This is a genomic window from Flavobacterium sp. AC105 (assembly GCF_979258495.1).
Window position 1 is genome coordinate 2,586,669 of sequence record NZ_OZ409860.1, and the last position, 17,908, is coordinate 2,604,576.

Sequence of the window (17,908 nt, forward strand, 5' to 3'; positions counted from 1 at the left end):
TTTTAGAGTGAAAGATAGATAAGTTTTGGATGTTTTTGCAGCATTAATAATCGCCATTAATAGCTTTTTTATATAAATTTATAGATTCACGCTCGCGCAATGAAGCCATGTGATTCGGTTTTACGCGACCGTTTTTTTTATCACTCAGTTTCATTTGTTTTTCCATATTAGAAGTGATGGCATCATCAGAAATAATATTATTCAAAACACTTTGAAATTTATTTTGAAATCCGGGCAGCGCCACTTTTTTTCCTTCTTTAAGCGCTTTAAAACCTGCCTTGGCAATTTCTTCAGGACTGGCTAATTTTTTTTCTTTATAGACGATACTGTCTTCTGCTTTTGCTTTATGAAAGAAATCAGTATCCGTAGCATCAGGCCGAAGCACAGTAATTGTAATGTCGGTATTTTTAATTTCTTTTGACAATGCTTCTGCAAAAGAGAGAATAAAAGCTTTCGTTGCCGCATAAACGGACATATAAGGAGACGGAGCTTTTGAAACTGATGAAGCAACAAACAAAATTTTTCCTTTACCTTCTCTGAGCATGTCTTCCAGATAAAATTTGGTTAAACTCAAAACCGAATTTATATTAAGTTCAACCAGGCTAATGTCGCGTTCAAGATCTGTTGAAACAAATTTTCCCCATTCGCCCTGACCGGCATTATTGATTAAAATGTCCACATTAATCCTGCGTTCTCTTGTAATTTCATAAATCTCGCGGGCAGCTTCTCTTTCAAATAAATCAATAGCTATTTCCGTTATCTCAATATTGGCATTTTTATTCTTTTCCTTTGCGATTTCCTGCATTTCAATTGCTGTCTTTTTAAGATTCTCGCGATTGCGGGCAATGAGAATAAGGTTGCATTTTTTTTTGGCAAAAATTTTTGCAAATTCATAACCTATTCCACTCGTAGCACCTGTAATTAATACATTTTTCATTTCCATAATCCTAGTGTTTAGTTGTTTGCCTTTTTTAAGATAAGATTCTATAAAATTCTGCTCGATTTTATAGAATCTTATTTTGGGGGACACTGAATTTTAAATATTCAGCGCCATTAATTCTGTTAAGAATTATTTTTTTGCAGGACTTTTTTTAGTCGCTGTTTTTTCGCCATTTCCTGATTTTTGATCAGTACTTTTTGAACTGCTGTTTTTTTTATCAGTATCATTATTTTTTCTGGCATCATTTGAATTGGAATCTTTTGTGTTCATGACTTTTAATTTTTGATTATTAATAATTTCAAATGTATCGGGATAAGATATCTTCATTTTATAGAATTAAAATCTATAATTATATAATTATCAGTCATTTATAGAGTTGTGGAATTTGTTACTTCAAAGCTTTTTTCAAAGATTCTGCCATAGCTTCCGCATCTTTGGCATACGTACGCTTGTAATATTGCAGTAATTGTGTTTTTGTTTTTTTAGCATCCTTTGCATGACCATCCCATATCACGCCAAGCGACGTATAAGGCGGAACGGTGATACCTATACTGCAGAAAAAATTGGCAATATTTCCTGTAATATGTTCCACTCCGTCTGAATCTCCCGTTACGATTAAGCCGCCAATTTTACCGTCAAGCGGAGAATCTTTACCAGAAAGAATAATATCGTAAACTTCATCGAGACGTTCGATACATCTTTGAAGTTCAGATGAATGACTGTTCCACCAAATTGGTGTGGCAAAAAGCAGAATTTTGGCATCTAAAATTTTCTGGTAAATTTCCGACCAGTCATCTTTTGTGTCCATATGTGTATATGATCCCGGAACAATATGATGATTCGCCAGTTTAATAATTTCATATTCGATATTTTGCCGGGTCAGATATGCTGTAAAAAATTCTGTGAGCGTTTCGGTATTAGAACGCCCTTTGCTTTTTAGCGTTGCCAAAAGTATAATAGCTTTCATATATTTTATTTGATTTGAATTTTGTGTAAATCTGATTGTGCCGGACCATTTGTAACAGATCCGTCTGTAGCAAATCGTGATCCGTGACACGGACAATCAAAAGATTTCTCATCGCCATTCCATTGTACAATACAGCCCAAATGCGGACATACCGCCGAAAATGCTTTCAAGGAATTATCATAATCCCTGTAAACTGCAATTTTCTTTAATCCAAACGAAATAATTCCACCGTCACCAGCTTCTAAATCTGCCGTATTTTTTAAATCAGATCCCGTAATCCAGTCTATATATTGCGAAGCCATATTGCTCATTTCTTTTGCAAAATCGACAGCAATTTTAAGTGTAATACGCGAAGGGCTGTATAAATCTTCCCATTTATTTTTGATTCCTATTATGCTGTCACAAATAATCATGGCGCCAATTGTTGCATGTGTCATACCATTTCCGGAATCTCCGGTAATAATATAAATAGTATCGTCTCCCGGATTTTTACCCATAAAACCTAAAGAATCCACAGGTTCCATTACCTGACCGGACCATCTGTAAGTAAGGTCATTTTCGAGCATAGGAAAATAATTTCGTGTCCAGGCTTCGAGTCTGTCATATCGTTCTGCCTGCGAAATTCCTTCTTCGTCTGCCTGACCCGTTTTATGATCTTCTCCTCCTGAAATCAGCAAATCATATTCGTCATCATAATTTTCCAAACGGACATAATGATAAGGCTGAGAAACCCATTTTGATTCCTGATCTCCCGTGTCCCACCAAAGCGAATAGGGAAGCTGCCCTTTAGGAACTTTACCCGCAATAACATAAGTCCTGTAAGCATGTTGTTTGGTATGAATCGTCAGAATATCATTTACAGGAGAATTGGTTGCAATTACAAGATGTTCAGCCGTAAAAGTAAAACCATTAACTTTTGCGCCTTTTTTAGTAATGTTCTCTGCATGGGCTTCGGTATAAATAATTCCGCCAAGCGAATTAACAGCTTCGGCAAGTCCTTTGAGATAATGCAAAATATGAAACTGAGCCTGATTGCTAAAGGCAAGGCATCTTTTGGTTTCGCAATTTGCCAGTGCAGGAATTCCTTTTAATAAAGAGGTTCTTAATCCTGCTTTTTGGGTTGCCTGAAATTCTTTGTCTAAATTTATTTCTTTATCACTTGGATCGAGAAACAAATATCCATTCACTCTTTTAAAGGAACAGTCAATGTTTAATTCGGTTATAATTTTTTCAATTTCGTCAATGGCCGCCGTATGACTTTCGGCTGCAAGTTTTGCGGCATCTTCTCCAAATATTTTTTCAAGAAAATAATAGCGATCGTCAAGCGCACAAGTTAAATGTGCTGTAGTTCGTCCGGTTTCGCCGCTGCCAATAAAACCATCTTCTACCACAACTACTTTTTTTCCTGCTTTAAGAAGTTTGTAAGCTGTTGTCAGGCCCGCAATTCCACCACCAATAATAAGTACTTGTGTATCAACATCCTGATCCGGTTTATTGTATGAAATAATTTCTGTGGAATCTATCCAATATGAAACATTCTCTCCCGAAGTAATACTGGAACTTTTTAGTTTATTTTCCGATTTTTCCATATTGTTATTTTTTTAAAGTGATGTTAGTCAAATTCCATAAAAGGAAATTTATAACCAGTTGATATCAAAGCTAATAATGGTTTTTATAGGAAATTTATAGTTTAAATTTTAAATTTTATATGATTGCCAGTTGTGTTTTATATGTAAAAAAAATACTAAATAATATAAACATAAGATGTTAATTATTAGTTATTTAGATTTTTTGTTAATTTAAAAATCTTATTATGAAAGCAGCTGTGATACACGGACCCGGATCTGTAAAATACGATACAGTCGATGATCCCAAACTAAAAGAAAAAGATGATATTATTATAAAAGTTACGGCTACGGCCATTTGCGGATCTGATTTGCATATTTATTCAGGCGGATTTCCGCAACCCAGGCCAATGGTGCTTGGACATGAATTTATGGGAATTGTTGAAGAAACCGGATCGACCGTAACACACCTTAAAAGAGGAGATCGGGTTGTAGTTCCTTTTCCCATTGCGTGCGGAAACTGTTTTTTCTGCGATCATAATCTTGTAGGCAATTGCGAACATAGCAATCCGGAACATTATGGTCCCGAAGGCGGAATAACTACCCAAAAAGGCGGCGCATTATTTGGTTATACAGATCTGTATGGCGGTTATGACGGCGGTCAGGCGCAATATGTGAGAGTTCCTTATGCTAATTTTGGACCAAGGGTTGTTCCTGATAATTTAACCGATGAAGAGGTTCTTTTTCTAACGGATATTTTTCCGACAGGATATACAGGAATCGATTGGGGAGAAGTAAAAGGCGGTGAAACTATTGCCATTTTTGGTGCGGGCCCTGTTGGAATAATGGCTGCCAAAAGCGCCTGGCTTTGCGGTGCGGCACAGGTAATTATAGTTGATACTCTGCAATATCGATTAGATAAAGCAAAAGCTGCAGCGGATTGTACAACAATACTTTGGGAAGACGGACCAAAAGATGTAATAGAACATATCCGGGCTTTAACTTACGGTCGCGGAGCAGATGTTTGTATCGATGCCGTAGGTTTTGAGCCGGACCGCAATTTTGCAGAGCGTATAAAAGCGACTGTTAATTTCGAAAAAGGATCGACTAAAGTTCTGGAAGCCTGTATGAGCGCTGTAAGACGTAGCGGAATTGTTTCGGTATTAGGGGTTTATCCGGTAAATTATGATAATTTTCCTATTGGTCAGTTTTTCGATAAGGGAATCGTATTAAAAGGGGGACAAGCGCCAGCACACAAACACATAGACAAATTATTGGATTTTGTGGTTCAGGGAAAAGTGAAATTAGACGATATTATTACGCATAGAATGCCTTTATCCCAAATTTCTGATGCTTATAATATTTTCAATAAAAGAGAAGATGGATGTGTTAAGGTTGTACTTGATCCGTGGCAATAATTTTATGGAAGATGAAATTCTAAAAAAAACTGTTCTTTAGAATTTCATCTTTTGTGTTATAATTTAAACTAGAATTTTAAGTAGAAACATATGATAAATCAAATAAGAAACCTTATTGTTATTGGTGCATCAGCAGGCGGTATCAGGGCAATTGTAAAAATAATTGAGGGCTTGCCCAAAACAATTGATGCCGCAATTATGATTGTTCTTCATGTATCAAGAAAATCTAATGCTACCAATATTGTAGAAATATTTCAAAAAAACACCACTTTAAAATGTATTGTAGCATCAGATAATATGAGTATTGAAAGAGGAAAAATTTACCTCGCACCTCCGGAACATCACCTATTAGTTAAGGATAATAAAATGTATCTTAATCAAGGACCGGAAGAGAATAAGTACCGGCCTTCTATTGATGTTCTTTTTCGTTCTGCGGCTGTTCATTTTGGAAATCAGGCCATAGGAATTGTTGTTACGGGAATGCTCGAAGACGGAACTTCGGGGATGTATGCTATTAAAAGCTGTGGCGGACTTTGTATTGTACAAGATCCGTCTGAAGCTGAATATGCTGATATGCCGCTTAATGTTATGAAAAGAATTGAGGTAGATTATATGGCAGGTTTGCAGGAAATTCCAAAGGTTATAGAAGATATTTTAAAAGAACCGCTTCCGCCAAAAGTCGCTATTCCGGACGAGCTGATAGTTGAGGCTGATTTAACAGAGAAACTTATGAGCGATATAAACAAACTTAAGAAAATTGCTGACCGAAGCGATTTTGTATGCCCGGATTGCGGCGGCGGACTTTGGGAAGTAAAAAATGATCCCACTCATCGGTACAGGTGTCATACCGGACATGTGTATACCGAAAAATTATTGCAGGATCTGCAGGATTTACAAATAGAAGAATCAATTTGGGTATCGATCAGAATGTTAGAAGAAAAACGAAATATGCTTCGATTGCTTCTTTCACGCAGAAATAGGAACACGGAAGATTCGACTGCATTTTCCCTTCAAAAAAGAATGGATGATATGGATGAACATATTAAACGCTTAAAATCCTTAGTTGTAAAATTGTCTAATAATAAGGATGATATTCAGAGTGCCTAAACTTTTATTTGTTCGATAAATTCGTGAAGTTTTAAGGCGTTAAAGGCTGCGTATCCTTTTTCATCATTATCAAAATACACAAATACATCTTTGTTTTTTGACCATTGATAACATTGCTGTGCCCATTTTTTTAATGTTTCATCCGGATAACTGCCCTGATATTTATCGCCAGGGCCATGAAGTCTAAGATACACAAAATCTGCTGTGACTTCGAGTGGAGAAAGATGTCCTGCGAGTTCATAAATACAAAAGGCGCAATTGTATTTTTTTAATAAAAGATAAATCTCATCCTTATACCAATCTTCATTTCGAAATTCAAAAACATACCGATACTTTTTTGGTAGCTCTTTTAAAAATGCTTCAAAAAGTGTACGATCTGATTTCATAAACGGAGGAAGCTGAAAGAGAATTGGTCCGAGTTTTTTGCCTAATAATTTGACACGATCTAAGAAAGGATAAAGGGTTAGGGCAGGATCATGCAGTTTTTTCAGGTGTGTAATACCGCGATTGGCTTTTATAACATATATAAAATCATCAGGTACTTTTTTTTCCCAGTTCAGAAATGTTTCTTCAGCAGGCATTCCGTAAAAAGTATTATTGATTTCAACCGTATTAAAATGTTGAAGATAATACGAAAAATGATCCTTAACCTTGATCGTTTCCGGATAAAAAGTGCCGCGCCAATGTTTGTATGACCAGCCAGAAGTTCCAATATAAATTTTCTGTTTTTCCATAAGAAGCCAGATTAATTTAATTAAAATTATTTTTATAAAATGAGGCAAATACAAAAAACATCTGCACAAAAATGCAGATGTTTTTCCAAATAAAATGAGAGTAAAATTTGCGGAGATTTTGTTCTCCAAAGATATAGCTGTTATTCGGCAGCAACTATATTTACCGTATTTAATGCTACATCATTAAGGATGCAATCAGCCTCTTTTTCTTCGGCTAAAGTTTGCGTTAATAATTTTGCAGCGTCATTTTCACCAAGTGTTTTTGCAAAAGCACATAAAGTACCATAGGTTGCAATTTCGTAATGTTCTATTTTTTGTGATGCAGCAATTATTCCCGCATCACGAACTGCTCCGGGCACAGTTTCCTGAAGAATACTGTCTCCTTCTTTAAGAAGTCCGGCCATGGCTTCGCATTTTTTTCCTTCTGCACTTTCTCCCAGCAGCTCAAAAACTTTCTCAAGTCTTGCTACCTGATTTTTGGTCACTTCCAAATGCTCTGCAATAGCACTCGACAGCGCTGCAGAAGTTGCATTATCAGCCATTTTTGGCAAAGCGTTTACCAATGCATTTTCGGCCCAGTAAATATCTTTAAGGCTGTCAATAAAAAAGTCCTTTAATTCTGAAGCAGCGTCAGAAGCAGGTGAAACTATATTTTTATCATTTTTTTTGTAGGCAGTTTTATCCGGCGTAGGTTTATCTGAATTTTTCATAAGTCTTATATATTAATGTTAGTTGTATAAATTTTCTTCGCGTTCCCAAATACGATGACCTGACATTGCATTGATAAAATCAAGCGCAAATCCTTCTGTTGCAGGTTCACTTTCTAGTATGATTCCCGCATCATCATTACTGATTTTTGAAGCAAATGGGGTTGCACTTAACAAACCTGTTGCTTCGCCATCGGCACCAATTACTTTGCAGTGTCTGTAAGCATCAGTAAGAAACTCCAGAACATCATCATTATTTGCCAGCGTATTAAGGTTGATGTTTTGTGGAATATAAACAGCATCAAATAATACAGATGATGTAGTTAAGAAACTAAAATCAACGGCAATTGCTTCGTCAGAATCTGTAATAATAGATCCCAGATGAGGCGCAATAACAAAGCCTTTCGCATCTTCTTTTAAAAGTGTTTTTTTCATATTCATCACCGCTGCTTTAGAAACGCCATCAGAACAAAGAATAGCTACTTTTCTTGATGCAATTGTTGGCGAATTTGTTGGGTTTTTGATCATCGAAAGTGCATCAGAAGATTCAACTGATGAATCTACAGAACGTGGTTCCTGATCTCCCATTTCATTTTCAGGCGAAACACCTTTATTTATAGGAGTTTCTAGTATTGGCGGAATAGAAGCACCAAGTCCCATCGCAACTTTTTCGGCCAGCTGCATATCAACCTGAGATAAAAGTCCCAGCATTCTGACTCTGATTGCTGTGGTTTCTACTTTGCCAAGTTCAAAACGAAGCGCTCTTACAATATGGCTTTTTTCAGTAGGCGTCTGGCTGTTAAAAAACAATTTTGCCTGACCAAAATGATCTGCAAAACTTTCACTTCTTTCTCTTACCTTATGAGCATCAACACGTTCGTTAAAGCTTGCAAATCCACCTTCGGCAATTTTAGCCTGAAAAGGGCATCCGCCGCCAAGAGAGTTTGGGTGATAACTTACGCGGCCTTTATTAATTTCCTGGCGCATATGTCCGTCACGCTGGTTATTGTGAACAGGAGCAACACTTCTGTTAATTGGTATTTCATGAAAATTAGGGCTTCCTAATCTCGATAACTGCGTATCAGTATAAGAGAACAATCTTCCCTGAAGCAAAGGATCATTTGTAAAATCAATTCCCGGCACCACATGTCCCGGATGAAAAGCAACCTGCTCGGTTTCTGCAAAGAAATTATCCGGATTTTTGTTCAGCACCATTCTTCCTACGATTGTTACCGGAACAAGTTCTTCAGGAACTAATTTTGTTGGATCAAGCAAATCAAATTCATATTTATGTTCGTCTTCCTCAGGTATGATTTGTACGCCCAATTCCCATTCAGGGAAATTTCCCATTTCAATGGCTTCCCATAAATCCTGTCTGTGGAAATCCGGATTATTACCGGAAATTTTCAAGGCTTCATCCCAAACTACGGCATGTGTTCCTAATTTAGGTTTCCAATGGAATTTCACAAAAGTGGATTCATTTTCCTCATTAATTAATCTGAAAGTATGTACCCCAAAACCTTCCATCATTCTATAACTTCTTGGAATGGCACGATCAGACATTGCCCACATAATCATATGCATAGATTCTGGCATTAAGGAAATAAAATCCCAAAATGTATCATGTGCAGATGCAGCCTGAGGAATTTCATTGTGCGGTTCAGGTTTTACAGCGTGAATAAGATCCGGAAATTTGGAAGCATCCTGAATAAAGAACACCGGAATATTATTTGCAACCAAATCATAAATACCTTCCTGAGTGTAAAATTTAACGGCAAATCCTCTTACATCTCTTGCAAGATCTGTAGAACCTCTAAATCCTGCAACAGTCGAGAATCTGGCAAAAACAGGCGTTTTTAATCCTGCTTCTTTAAGGAAACCGGCTTTTGTTAATTCCGGGATTGGATTTGTGACTTCAAAAAATCCATGTGCTCCGGAACCACGTGCATGAACAATTCTTTCAGGAATTCTTTCGTGGTCAAAATGTGTGATTTTTTCTCTTAGGATAAAATCTTCCAATAAAGAAGGTCCTCGCTCTCCGGCTTTTAGGGAATTGTTGTCATCATTGATGCGAACACCCTGATCTGTAGTCAAAAACTTATTAGTCCCATCTGATTTGTTTTGCAGCAAATCACGCTGTTTTTCGTCTTGAAAATTTTTCATATACTATAATTTTGGAATTAAATTTTTGTTTAGACGATTTACTATCAAGACCTTATGTTTGATTAAATCTCCAATTTCAAATTTAATTTATGTGTTTGCTAAGATTTTATATGATTATTATTTAAGATTTCAGAATTACCATTGTATGTAAAGTCTTTCAAAGTCATTATTTATTTTGATTAATTGAAAAATTATAATTTTCAATTTAAATAATGTAAGCTATTGACTGTAAATGAATTGATATTTGTGTAAACAGATAATAGAGTATGATAACAAAAAATTGAAATATGCAGACAATTTCACCATGGACGGCAACCGTTCACGCAGATTTGGAAAACAGTACAGCAATTTGGGAAAGGAAATTTCAAACTTATATTTTTCAGGCTTTCAATACCGGCGATTCATTATGGATTGTTGCAACTTGGCCAGACCACGGAAAGATGGCTTTTCGTGCTGCCTTTGGTATGAACAGTTTTTTTGAAGTGTCTAATTTATTAGATGACGGCGAACTTCTTGTTATTAATTTAGAAACAAGACTTGGCAAGTATGAAGTTTGTGTAAACTTTCCTGATAGTGGTAAACCGTTATTACATTATAAAACATCATTTAAGGCAAATTTTCCGTTGCTTATCCCGTTCTGGCCAAGAGATATTATTCCTTTAACACAAAAGGGAAGTGTAGAAAACACGAATGGAAAGATACATGTAAACCAACTGGGTTCAAGGTCAGGAATATTATTTGCAAGTTTGACAAAACCAAAAACCGGTTCTGTTTTTTACTTTCAGAACCTGGGTTCTCTTAGTGAATATTGTGAAGCCACCAAAACTTCAGTAGATAATACCGTTGGCGGAAGCTGGCCTGAAATAGGTTTTGAGCTGCCTGTAACAAAGCAAGACCCTTTGCCTTCGGATAAAGCGTATGTGTTATCGGATGCTTATGTTTTATTTTCTACTGATACTATTGAAGATGAAATAGCGGAAACGCAGCAATTTCTAAACAATTTGGCCGACGTTTACTCCTCGTTGCCCCATCCTGAAATTGTTTATCATAATTGGCTGGAGATTACACAAAATTGTCTTGATGATTTGTATAAAAGTAAAGGCTGCTGGACACAAACGAAAGGAATTTCATATCTAAATGCGTACTTATGCGATTATGCTACGCCGGCAGAAGTTATGGTTCAGATTGCTGTATTGATGCCATTGAATGAGCTAAAAGACTGGTACGGAGAAAAACATCCTGTTTATGATGATTTGCTTTGCGGAATTGATTCTTTTTATGATCCTAAGATAAAAACGATTAACCGCTGGCTTCCGCAGCTTAGTGAGGAACTGGACAAATCAGAAGAGCAAAAAAAAGAAATGGTTATGGATTCGTGGTATCTGCATCATCCGCTTATGAATCTGGCCAGACTTGCTTTAAAAGGCGAAAAAAAAGCAGAAGATCTTGTTTTAAAATCTGTTGAATTTGCTATTAAAGTTGCACATCATTTTGATTATCAATGGCCTGTATTTTATAAAATGGATACACTTGAGGTTATAAAAAAGGAAACCGAACCCGGAAAAGGAGGCGAAAAAGATGTTCCCGGATCTTATGCACATTTAATGCTGCTGCTGTTTCGAATGACTAATGATACCCGTTATTTGAATGAAGCTGAAAAAGCGGTGAAAAAATTTGCTGGCTGTGGTTTTGATATTCTGTATCAGGCCAATAACACGGCTTTTTCTGCCGGAGCTCTTTTAGAATTGTATAAAATTACCAACAAACAACAATACCTGGATTTGAGTTATGCCTGTATTGCCTGTCTTTTTAAGAACATGCAAATATGGGATTGCCAATACGGATTTGGTAAAAACTACCCTAATTATTTTTCTGTTTTTCCGCTTAATGATGCGCCGTATACTGCTGCTTATGAGGAAATGGAAGTTTATGCAGGATTATCCGAATATTTAATACAGGCTAAATCCATAAATTTACTTCCTTCTGTAAAGATTTTAATTTCGGAATTTCTAAAATATGCTTTAAGCAGATTTCCTTATTATTATCCGACAAAACTTCCTGAAGACATGATCTCTGATGAGGTTAAAACAGGTGAAGTCGAAAAAGAACTATGGATTCCGCTTGAAGATCTTTATAACGGATGGGAAAAAAGCGGACAAGTCGGGCAGGAGGTTTATGGTGCCGGAGTAGGTTTTGGCGTTTTAACACGACAATATCATAAGGTTAAGGATGAAGACTTTATATTGTTTTCAGATTATCCGTTGACCGGAATTAGGAAATCAAAGCAAACGATTACTTTTTCTGTTTTGGGAAGCGCTTCTTTTGAATGTAATTTTAAAATTTTACTTCCAAAAAAAATAAAAATTAAAATTGAGGTCTCCATTCAAAAAAATAATATTCTGCCTGTTGCCAAAACTGTTGATTTGCTTGAATACAGAATTCCCGGTGATAGTTCGGTTAAAATAACATGGCAATAATAAATGCTTCCTATGAATTTTGAATACAAATAATAAAAGGATTATTTTGAAATAATTACTTTTTATTGGCAATGTCCTAAAATGTAGTTTTCAGCATAATACTACAGTTTATAAACAGAAGTAAAAGCGGTTGTAAAGGCAGCCGCTTTTTTTTGTTTAAAGAATTTTGAAAAACCTTACACATCTCAGAAATTCATTATTGTTTGTGGATTCTTACTTTTTTAAGAATTTTTTTAATAATGTTCTTTTTTTGCGATAAAATATGGGAAAAAATGCAGAAAGAAGACTTTCGTATACCCAAAAACGGATTTTATTACCCCTGTTTAGACCCATTATTAATCAATTTTGCAACACAAATCACTAATTCGATTTTTTAAACCTGCGTTGCAGTGATTATCAAAAACTAACTATTTAATAACCAAAATCACAAACCAAAAATGACAAATTTTATTAGGATTAAAAAAAGTCCTGATTGTGTATCCGGATTTAATCTGAAAAAGAAAATGATGATATTCTGTGTATTGTTTTCTTTAACTCAAGTTCACGGTTACGCTATTAGCTCTAATGGGACAACAGACCCAAAGAATGTAAACCAGCAAAAAAGCATTAATGGACAAGTCAATGATGAAAACGGTATGCCGCTGCCGGGAGTAACTATTTTGGAAAAAGGCACCAGAAATAGTGCTTTAACAGATTTTGACGGAAAATTTACTTTAAAAGTAGATAACGAAAATGCAGTATTAGTTTTTACTTATTTAGGGTATACCACTAAAGAAGTTACTTTAAAAGGTCAAACTATCGTTAATGTAAAACTGCAAAAGGCTACAACTTCACTAGATGAGGTAGTTGTAGTAGGTTATGGTAAAATGAAGAAAAAGGATTTAACGGGAGCAATTGTTCAGATAACGCCTGACAAGCTGGCCAACCAAAATCCGCAAACCGTTCAGGATATCTTAAGAGGTACTCCTGGTGTAAGTGTAGGTTATGATCCTTCGGCAAAAGGAGGAGGAAGATTGCAGATTCGTGGACAAAGTTCTGTTTATAATCCTAATAATGATGGTGTGCATAATTCACCGCTTATTATTTTAGACGGAATGCAGTTCTATGGCGAGCTTTCAGAAATTAATCCTGATGATATCGGCTCTATCGATATTTTAAAAGATGCATCGGCTGCATCTGTTTATGGGGCGAAAGCAGCTGCAGGGGTTATTATTATTTCTACCAAAAGAGGTAAGGCAGGTAAGCCTGTCATTAGTTTTACTACAAACACGACGGTTAGCAATAAAAGTGCTTATCGCGGTGTGTATTCTCCAGAAGGGTATTTAAAATACCGTGAAGACTGGGAGACTGCCCAAACTTATGGTGCTAATACCACAACTGGACAATACGAAGCATTTATAGCTGGTACAGTTGCCGCTGGTAAACCAGGTTATTTTTCAAGTCCGAATGATTTAGCCAAATGGGGTATTACAGAAGCGCAATGGTTAGCATATCAGCCAGCTGCGCAAACAGCAGGAAAAAGTACGAAAGAAGTATGGGGAACACGTTTAGGTTTGAATTTCGATCCTTCGCTTATGGCTAATTTCCTGGCAGATAAAACCCACGATTGGAGCGATAGTTCTTTTAGAACAGGGTTTAACCGTGACAATAATTTAAGTATTTCAGGAGCAGGGGACAAGATAAATTATTATATGTCTTTTGGTTATTTGACTTCACAAGGTGCTATTGTGGGTAATGATTATAAATCAGCTCGTTCTAACATGAAAATTGATGCTAAAATCACGGATTGGCTTGACTTTGGAGCAAACGTGAATTTTCAGGATCGATCAGATGGAGATATTACTCCTTCTTTAGGTACAAATTCCGGAGATAACAATATGATGAGAACCAGTCCGTTTGGAACCTTTATAGATGCAAATGGCAACTATGAGAGACAACCGATGGGTAAAAATGTTTCAGGACAAAATTATAACTATTACTACGAGCGTCAATTTATTGATAAGGAGACAGGATATACTACATTGAATACTGTTTTTAATACAAAGATAACTTTGCCTGCAGGTATCACGTATTCCTTCAATATTGCTCCTCGTTATCAGTTTTTCCACGATCGTTATTTCCAATCCACGCAAAATCCAAACTGGGCTGCTGCTACTCATGGAGCAACCAGAAATAATTCTTCAAGTTTTGATTATAACCTGAATAATACATTAGCGTGGGATTACACATTTACTGAAAAGCACCACATTATATTAACGTTAGTTCAGGAAGCTGAAGAACGCCGTTATTGGTCAGACGGAATGGATGCTTATAATATTCAGCCTTCGGATGCTTTAGGATTTCACAATGTTTCTACTGCAACAATGGCAAATAGTGCGATTAGATCAAACGACACACATCAAACAGCAGATGGTTTGATGGCAAGACTTTTCTATTCGTTTGATAATCGTTATATGCTAACAGCGACTGTTCGTCGTGATGGATATTCAGCATTTGGAGCTTCAAATCCTTATGCAACTTTCCCTTCTTTTGGGGTTGCATGGAACTTTAAAAATGAAAACTGGTTTAATTGGGATGCGATGTCTACAGGTAAATTACGTTTATCGTGGGGTGAAAATGGAAACAGATCGCTTAATGATCCGTACATTTCTTTGGCTAACTTAGTCAATACCGGAACAATGGGATATTTAGATGCTGGAGGAAAAGCGTTAGAGCTGAAATATTTAGCACTTGATCGTCTGGCAAATCCAAATTTGGAATGGGAAAAAACAAGATCGACAAATATTGGTCTTGACTTAGGTTTCTTACAAGATCGTTTTACTGCTACAGTTGATGTTTACAGAAAGACTACACATGATATGATTATGAGTCAGGCCCTACCTGGTTTCACGGGTTTCTCATCTATTGCAACTAATCTTGGAGCGGTTCAGAATCAAGGTGTTGAGCTTAGTCTTAACACGCTTAATATGAAAAGACCAAACTTTGAATGGCGTACTACATTTGGAATATCTTATAACGAAAATAAGATTTTGTCATTGTATGGTAACAGAGTAGATATTAAAGATGCTGACGGTAATGTTATTGGAAACAAAGAAGGTGATGATTCAGCTAACGGATGGTTTATAGGCAAACCAATCTCTCAAATTTGGGATTACAGAGTAACTGGAATCTGGCAAAAAGATGAGTGGAAAGAAGCTCAGAAATACGGACAGCGTCCCGGAGATCCAAAAGTTGCAAACAGCTATACGGGAGATGATGTAGATGCAGTAGGAGCAGACGGTGTTCCTTATAAAAAAGCAGTTTATAATGAAAAAGACAAGCAGTTTTTAGGAAATTCAGTTGCTCCTGTACAGTGGTCACTGCGCAATGATTTTAAGATTTATAAAAGTTGGGATTTGGCGATTAGCATGTATTCCTACATGGGGAACAAATCACTTAATTCAAGTTATATGAATACTTTCAACGACAGCAGTTTGTATAAATTCAACTTTAATCCGTATGAAAATCCATATTGGACACTTGACAACCCAACCAATGATTGGGCACGTCTTGATGCTAAAGGACCTGCAGGAACTCCGGTTGCACCAGGAAAATTGTATGATCGCAGTTTTATTCGTCTGGACAACATTTCGTTAGCTTATTCGATTCCTAAAGATCTTTTAGATCGCATACATGTTAAAAATCTAAAAATTTATACGTCGGTTCAAAATGTAGCAACATGGTCAGCTTCCAGAGAATGGAAATATTTTGGAGACCCGGAAACAGGAGGATTGGCTACAAGACAGTTTAATTTAGGTTTAAACATACAACTTTAAAAAATTACTCAACAATGAAAAGATATATAAAAAATAAAGTTTTAAGACTGGTGCCATTTATAGTATTGGCGACGCTGTCTACTTCTTGTTCAAAAGATTTTCTGGATTCAGATCCGCTTTCGTTTTACGAACCGGAAGCTACATTTTCTACCGAAGCCGGATTACAGGCAACTTTAGCACTGTGTGATAAACAGCTGCGTAATAATTATATTCACTATGGTTATTCTGGTGTAAATGTGCCAATTGGTACAGAGTATCTTTTTTCTGATATGGCACAATACGGGAAAACAGATACAGGCAGTAATATTGCTGATTATGCTGCGACTGTAGTTCCTACCGGTGACTTTAGAAGAGATCCGGGTGGAGAATCGCTTTATCTGGGATTTTTATGGACTGAAGCTTATACAGGTATTAAGAATGCCAATACCGTATTAACGTATATTGGTAATGTAACCACTTTAACTGAGGAAGTTAAAAATAAATATATCGGACAAGCTTATTTTCACAGAGCTTACCGTTATCTGAATCTGGTTTATGAATTTGGAGATATTCCATTGATTACCAGAATTTTGTCAGTTCCAAAGCAAAGTTATTATTCTACTAAAAAGGAAGCTATCATAGAAATGATTACAGCAGATATGGAGAAAGCTGTACAATATGTTCCGGAGCAGTCAAAAATAGGATACGTAGGTATGGTGAGCAAAGGAGCATGCCGTCAGTTATTGATAAAATGTTATTTGGCATCCGGAAGATTTGCTGATGCTGAAGCGCAGGCAAATATTTTGATTAGCCAATCAGGTTACTCTTTAGTTCAAAATACTTTAGGAATTTTTGATCCGGGAGGAAATCCAACAGCATGGCCTATTACAAGAAATGTGATCTGGGATTTACACAGACCTGAAAACAAAGTAATTTCTGCTAATACTGAAGCGATATTAGTTGCACCAAATGGAGGAGCACAATCATTTTTAGCATTTTCTTCAATGAGGATTTTTGGACCTAACTGGAACGATGCTAACTTAATTACTCCTGATGGAAAAACAGCAGCACCGCGTTTTCCATTGACTGATAAAACGAATTATAATGCAAAATATGATTATCAAAGAGCAATAGGACGTGGTATTGGTACTATTAGTGGTTCTTATTATTCACAACATCCTATGTGGGTTGTAAACCATATCGAGGATAAGCAGGATCTTAGACATAACAGCACAGTTGGAAACTGGGTGAATATGGAAGACCTTAAATATGCTCCCGGAGCAGGTGGTAGCGCCACATGGGCCGGACAAAACTTTAGAATGAGAGAAGCTGGCAAACTGTTGGCACAAGATTCTATTCGTGACTGGTTTGATTTCCCACATTATAAAATCTATTATCATGATGTTGTAGCCGAAGCTAACCCTGCAGCAAATGATTTTCAGGGCGCTACAGCCGGAGCGAGTGCACATATGTACATCTATCGTTTAGCTGAAACTTATTTATTACGTGCAGAAGCGCGTTTCTACCAAGGTAATGCTTCCGGAGCTGCTCAGGATGTAAATGTGGTAAGAGCAAGAGCAAAAGCTGCGCAAATGTATACTACTGTAACTATTGGTGATATTTGTGCAGAAAGAGGAAGAGAACTTTATCTTGAAGAATGGAGAAATGTGGAGTTAAAACGTATTTCGCACTGTCTTGCCATGAGTGGAAAACCAGATGAATGGGGACAAACGTACAGCAAAGATAATTGGGATAAACAATCCGGAACAGATGCAACCGGAGGAAGTTACTGGTACCAACGTATTGTACATTATACCCTTTACAACAAATATCCGGCTGGTATTTCTCTTAAACCAGGTGTAAAGTTTTATACTATGGACAAACGCAACAATTACTGGCCAATTCCGTACAGACTTGCTATCGAGCCTAATATCAAAGGTCAGTTAAGTCAAAACTATGGTTATGATGGATATAATCCGGCTGTTAAAGTTTGGGATAAATGGCAGGATGCTGTCGATGATGAAAGTAAAATTTAA

The 17,908-nt window shown here is 36.5% G+C and carries 12 protein-coding genes; 5 read left to right on the forward strand and 7 right to left on the reverse strand.

Features of this window, described 5'->3' with window-relative positions; translation table 11 throughout:
* Positions 1-43: 43 nt before the first annotated feature.
* The 4 genes from ACZ0AH_RS10825 to ACZ0AH_RS10840 all read right to left on the reverse strand — a co-directional run bounded on the left by ACZ0AH_RS10825 (position 44) and on the right by ACZ0AH_RS10840 (position 3,496).
* Entirely contained in the window at positions 44-943 is a 900-nt protein-coding gene (locus tag ACZ0AH_RS10825; protein WP_463475816.1) for an SDR family NAD(P)-dependent oxidoreductase, read from the reverse strand.
* Between the two features lie 126 nt (positions 944-1,069).
* Positions 1,070-1,210 (reverse strand): hypothetical protein, encoded by a 141-nt coding sequence (locus ACZ0AH_RS10830; protein WP_463475817.1) that lies wholly within the window; start codon positions 1,208-1,210, stop codon positions 1,070-1,072.
* Between the two features lie 118 nt (positions 1,211-1,328).
* Positions 1,329-1,907, reverse strand: a complete 579-nt coding sequence (locus ACZ0AH_RS10835; RefSeq protein ID WP_463475818.1) for a flavodoxin family protein — start codon at positions 1,905-1,907, stop codon at positions 1,329-1,331.
* 5 nt (positions 1,908-1,912) lie between these two features.
* Positions 1,913-3,496, reverse strand: a complete 1,584-nt coding sequence (locus ACZ0AH_RS10840; RefSeq protein WP_463475819.1) for an FAD-dependent oxidoreductase — start codon at positions 3,494-3,496, stop codon at positions 1,913-1,915.
* A 224-nt stretch (positions 3,497-3,720) separates the two neighbouring features.
* On the opposite strand from ACZ0AH_RS10840, the gene ACZ0AH_RS10845 reads away from it, so the two are divergent.
* On the forward strand, positions 3,721-4,890 hold the full coding sequence (locus ACZ0AH_RS10845) for a zinc-dependent alcohol dehydrogenase (protein WP_463475820.1): 1,170 nt from the start codon (positions 3,721-3,723) through the stop codon (positions 4,888-4,890).
* Positions 4,891-4,980: 90 nt separating this feature from the next.
* Positions 4,981-5,997, forward strand: coding sequence for a chemotaxis protein CheB (locus ACZ0AH_RS10850; RefSeq protein ID WP_463475821.1), 1,017 nt, complete (start codon positions 4,981-4,983; stop codon positions 5,995-5,997).
* On the opposite strand, the gene ACZ0AH_RS10855 is transcribed toward ACZ0AH_RS10850, so the two are convergent.
* The 3 genes from ACZ0AH_RS10855 to ACZ0AH_RS10865 all read right to left on the reverse strand — a co-directional run bounded on the left by ACZ0AH_RS10855 (position 5,994) and on the right by ACZ0AH_RS10865 (position 9,601).
* Positions 5,994-6,731, reverse strand: a complete 738-nt coding sequence (locus tag ACZ0AH_RS10855; protein ID WP_463475822.1) for a DUF72 domain-containing protein — start codon at positions 6,729-6,731, stop codon at positions 5,994-5,996. The genes ACZ0AH_RS10850 and ACZ0AH_RS10855 overlap by 4 nt on opposite strands.
* Before the next feature lie 140 nt (positions 6,732-6,871).
* Complete coding sequence (locus ACZ0AH_RS10860) at positions 6,872-7,441, reverse strand: YciE/YciF ferroxidase family protein (RefSeq protein WP_463475823.1); 570 nt, start codon at positions 7,439-7,441, stop codon at positions 6,872-6,874.
* A gap of 18 nt (positions 7,442-7,459) precedes the next feature.
* A complete protein-coding gene (locus tag ACZ0AH_RS10865) occupies positions 7,460-9,601 on the reverse strand; it encodes a catalase (RefSeq protein WP_463475824.1) in 2,142 nt (713 codons plus the stop codon).
* A gap of 287 nt (positions 9,602-9,888) precedes the next feature.
* Here ACZ0AH_RS10865 and ACZ0AH_RS10870 point away from each other — a divergent pair, with 287 nt between their 5' ends.
* From ACZ0AH_RS10870 to ACZ0AH_RS10880, 3 genes are all read left to right on the forward strand, one after another.
* Positions 9,889-12,078 (forward strand): hypothetical protein, encoded by a 2,190-nt coding sequence (locus ACZ0AH_RS10870; RefSeq protein WP_463475825.1) that lies wholly within the window; start codon positions 9,889-9,891, stop codon positions 12,076-12,078.
* A 437-nt stretch (positions 12,079-12,515) separates the two neighbouring features.
* Positions 12,516-15,893 carry a SusC/RagA family TonB-linked outer membrane protein gene (locus tag ACZ0AH_RS10875; RefSeq protein ID WP_463475826.1) on the forward strand — a complete coding sequence of 1,126 codons (3,378 nt, stop codon included), beginning with the start codon at positions 12,516-12,518 and terminating at the stop codon, positions 15,891-15,893.
* Positions 15,894-15,907: 14 nt separating this feature from the next.
* Positions 15,908-17,908 (forward strand): RagB/SusD family nutrient uptake outer membrane protein, encoded by a 2,001-nt coding sequence (locus ACZ0AH_RS10880; protein ID WP_463475827.1) that lies wholly within the window; start codon positions 15,908-15,910, stop codon positions 17,906-17,908.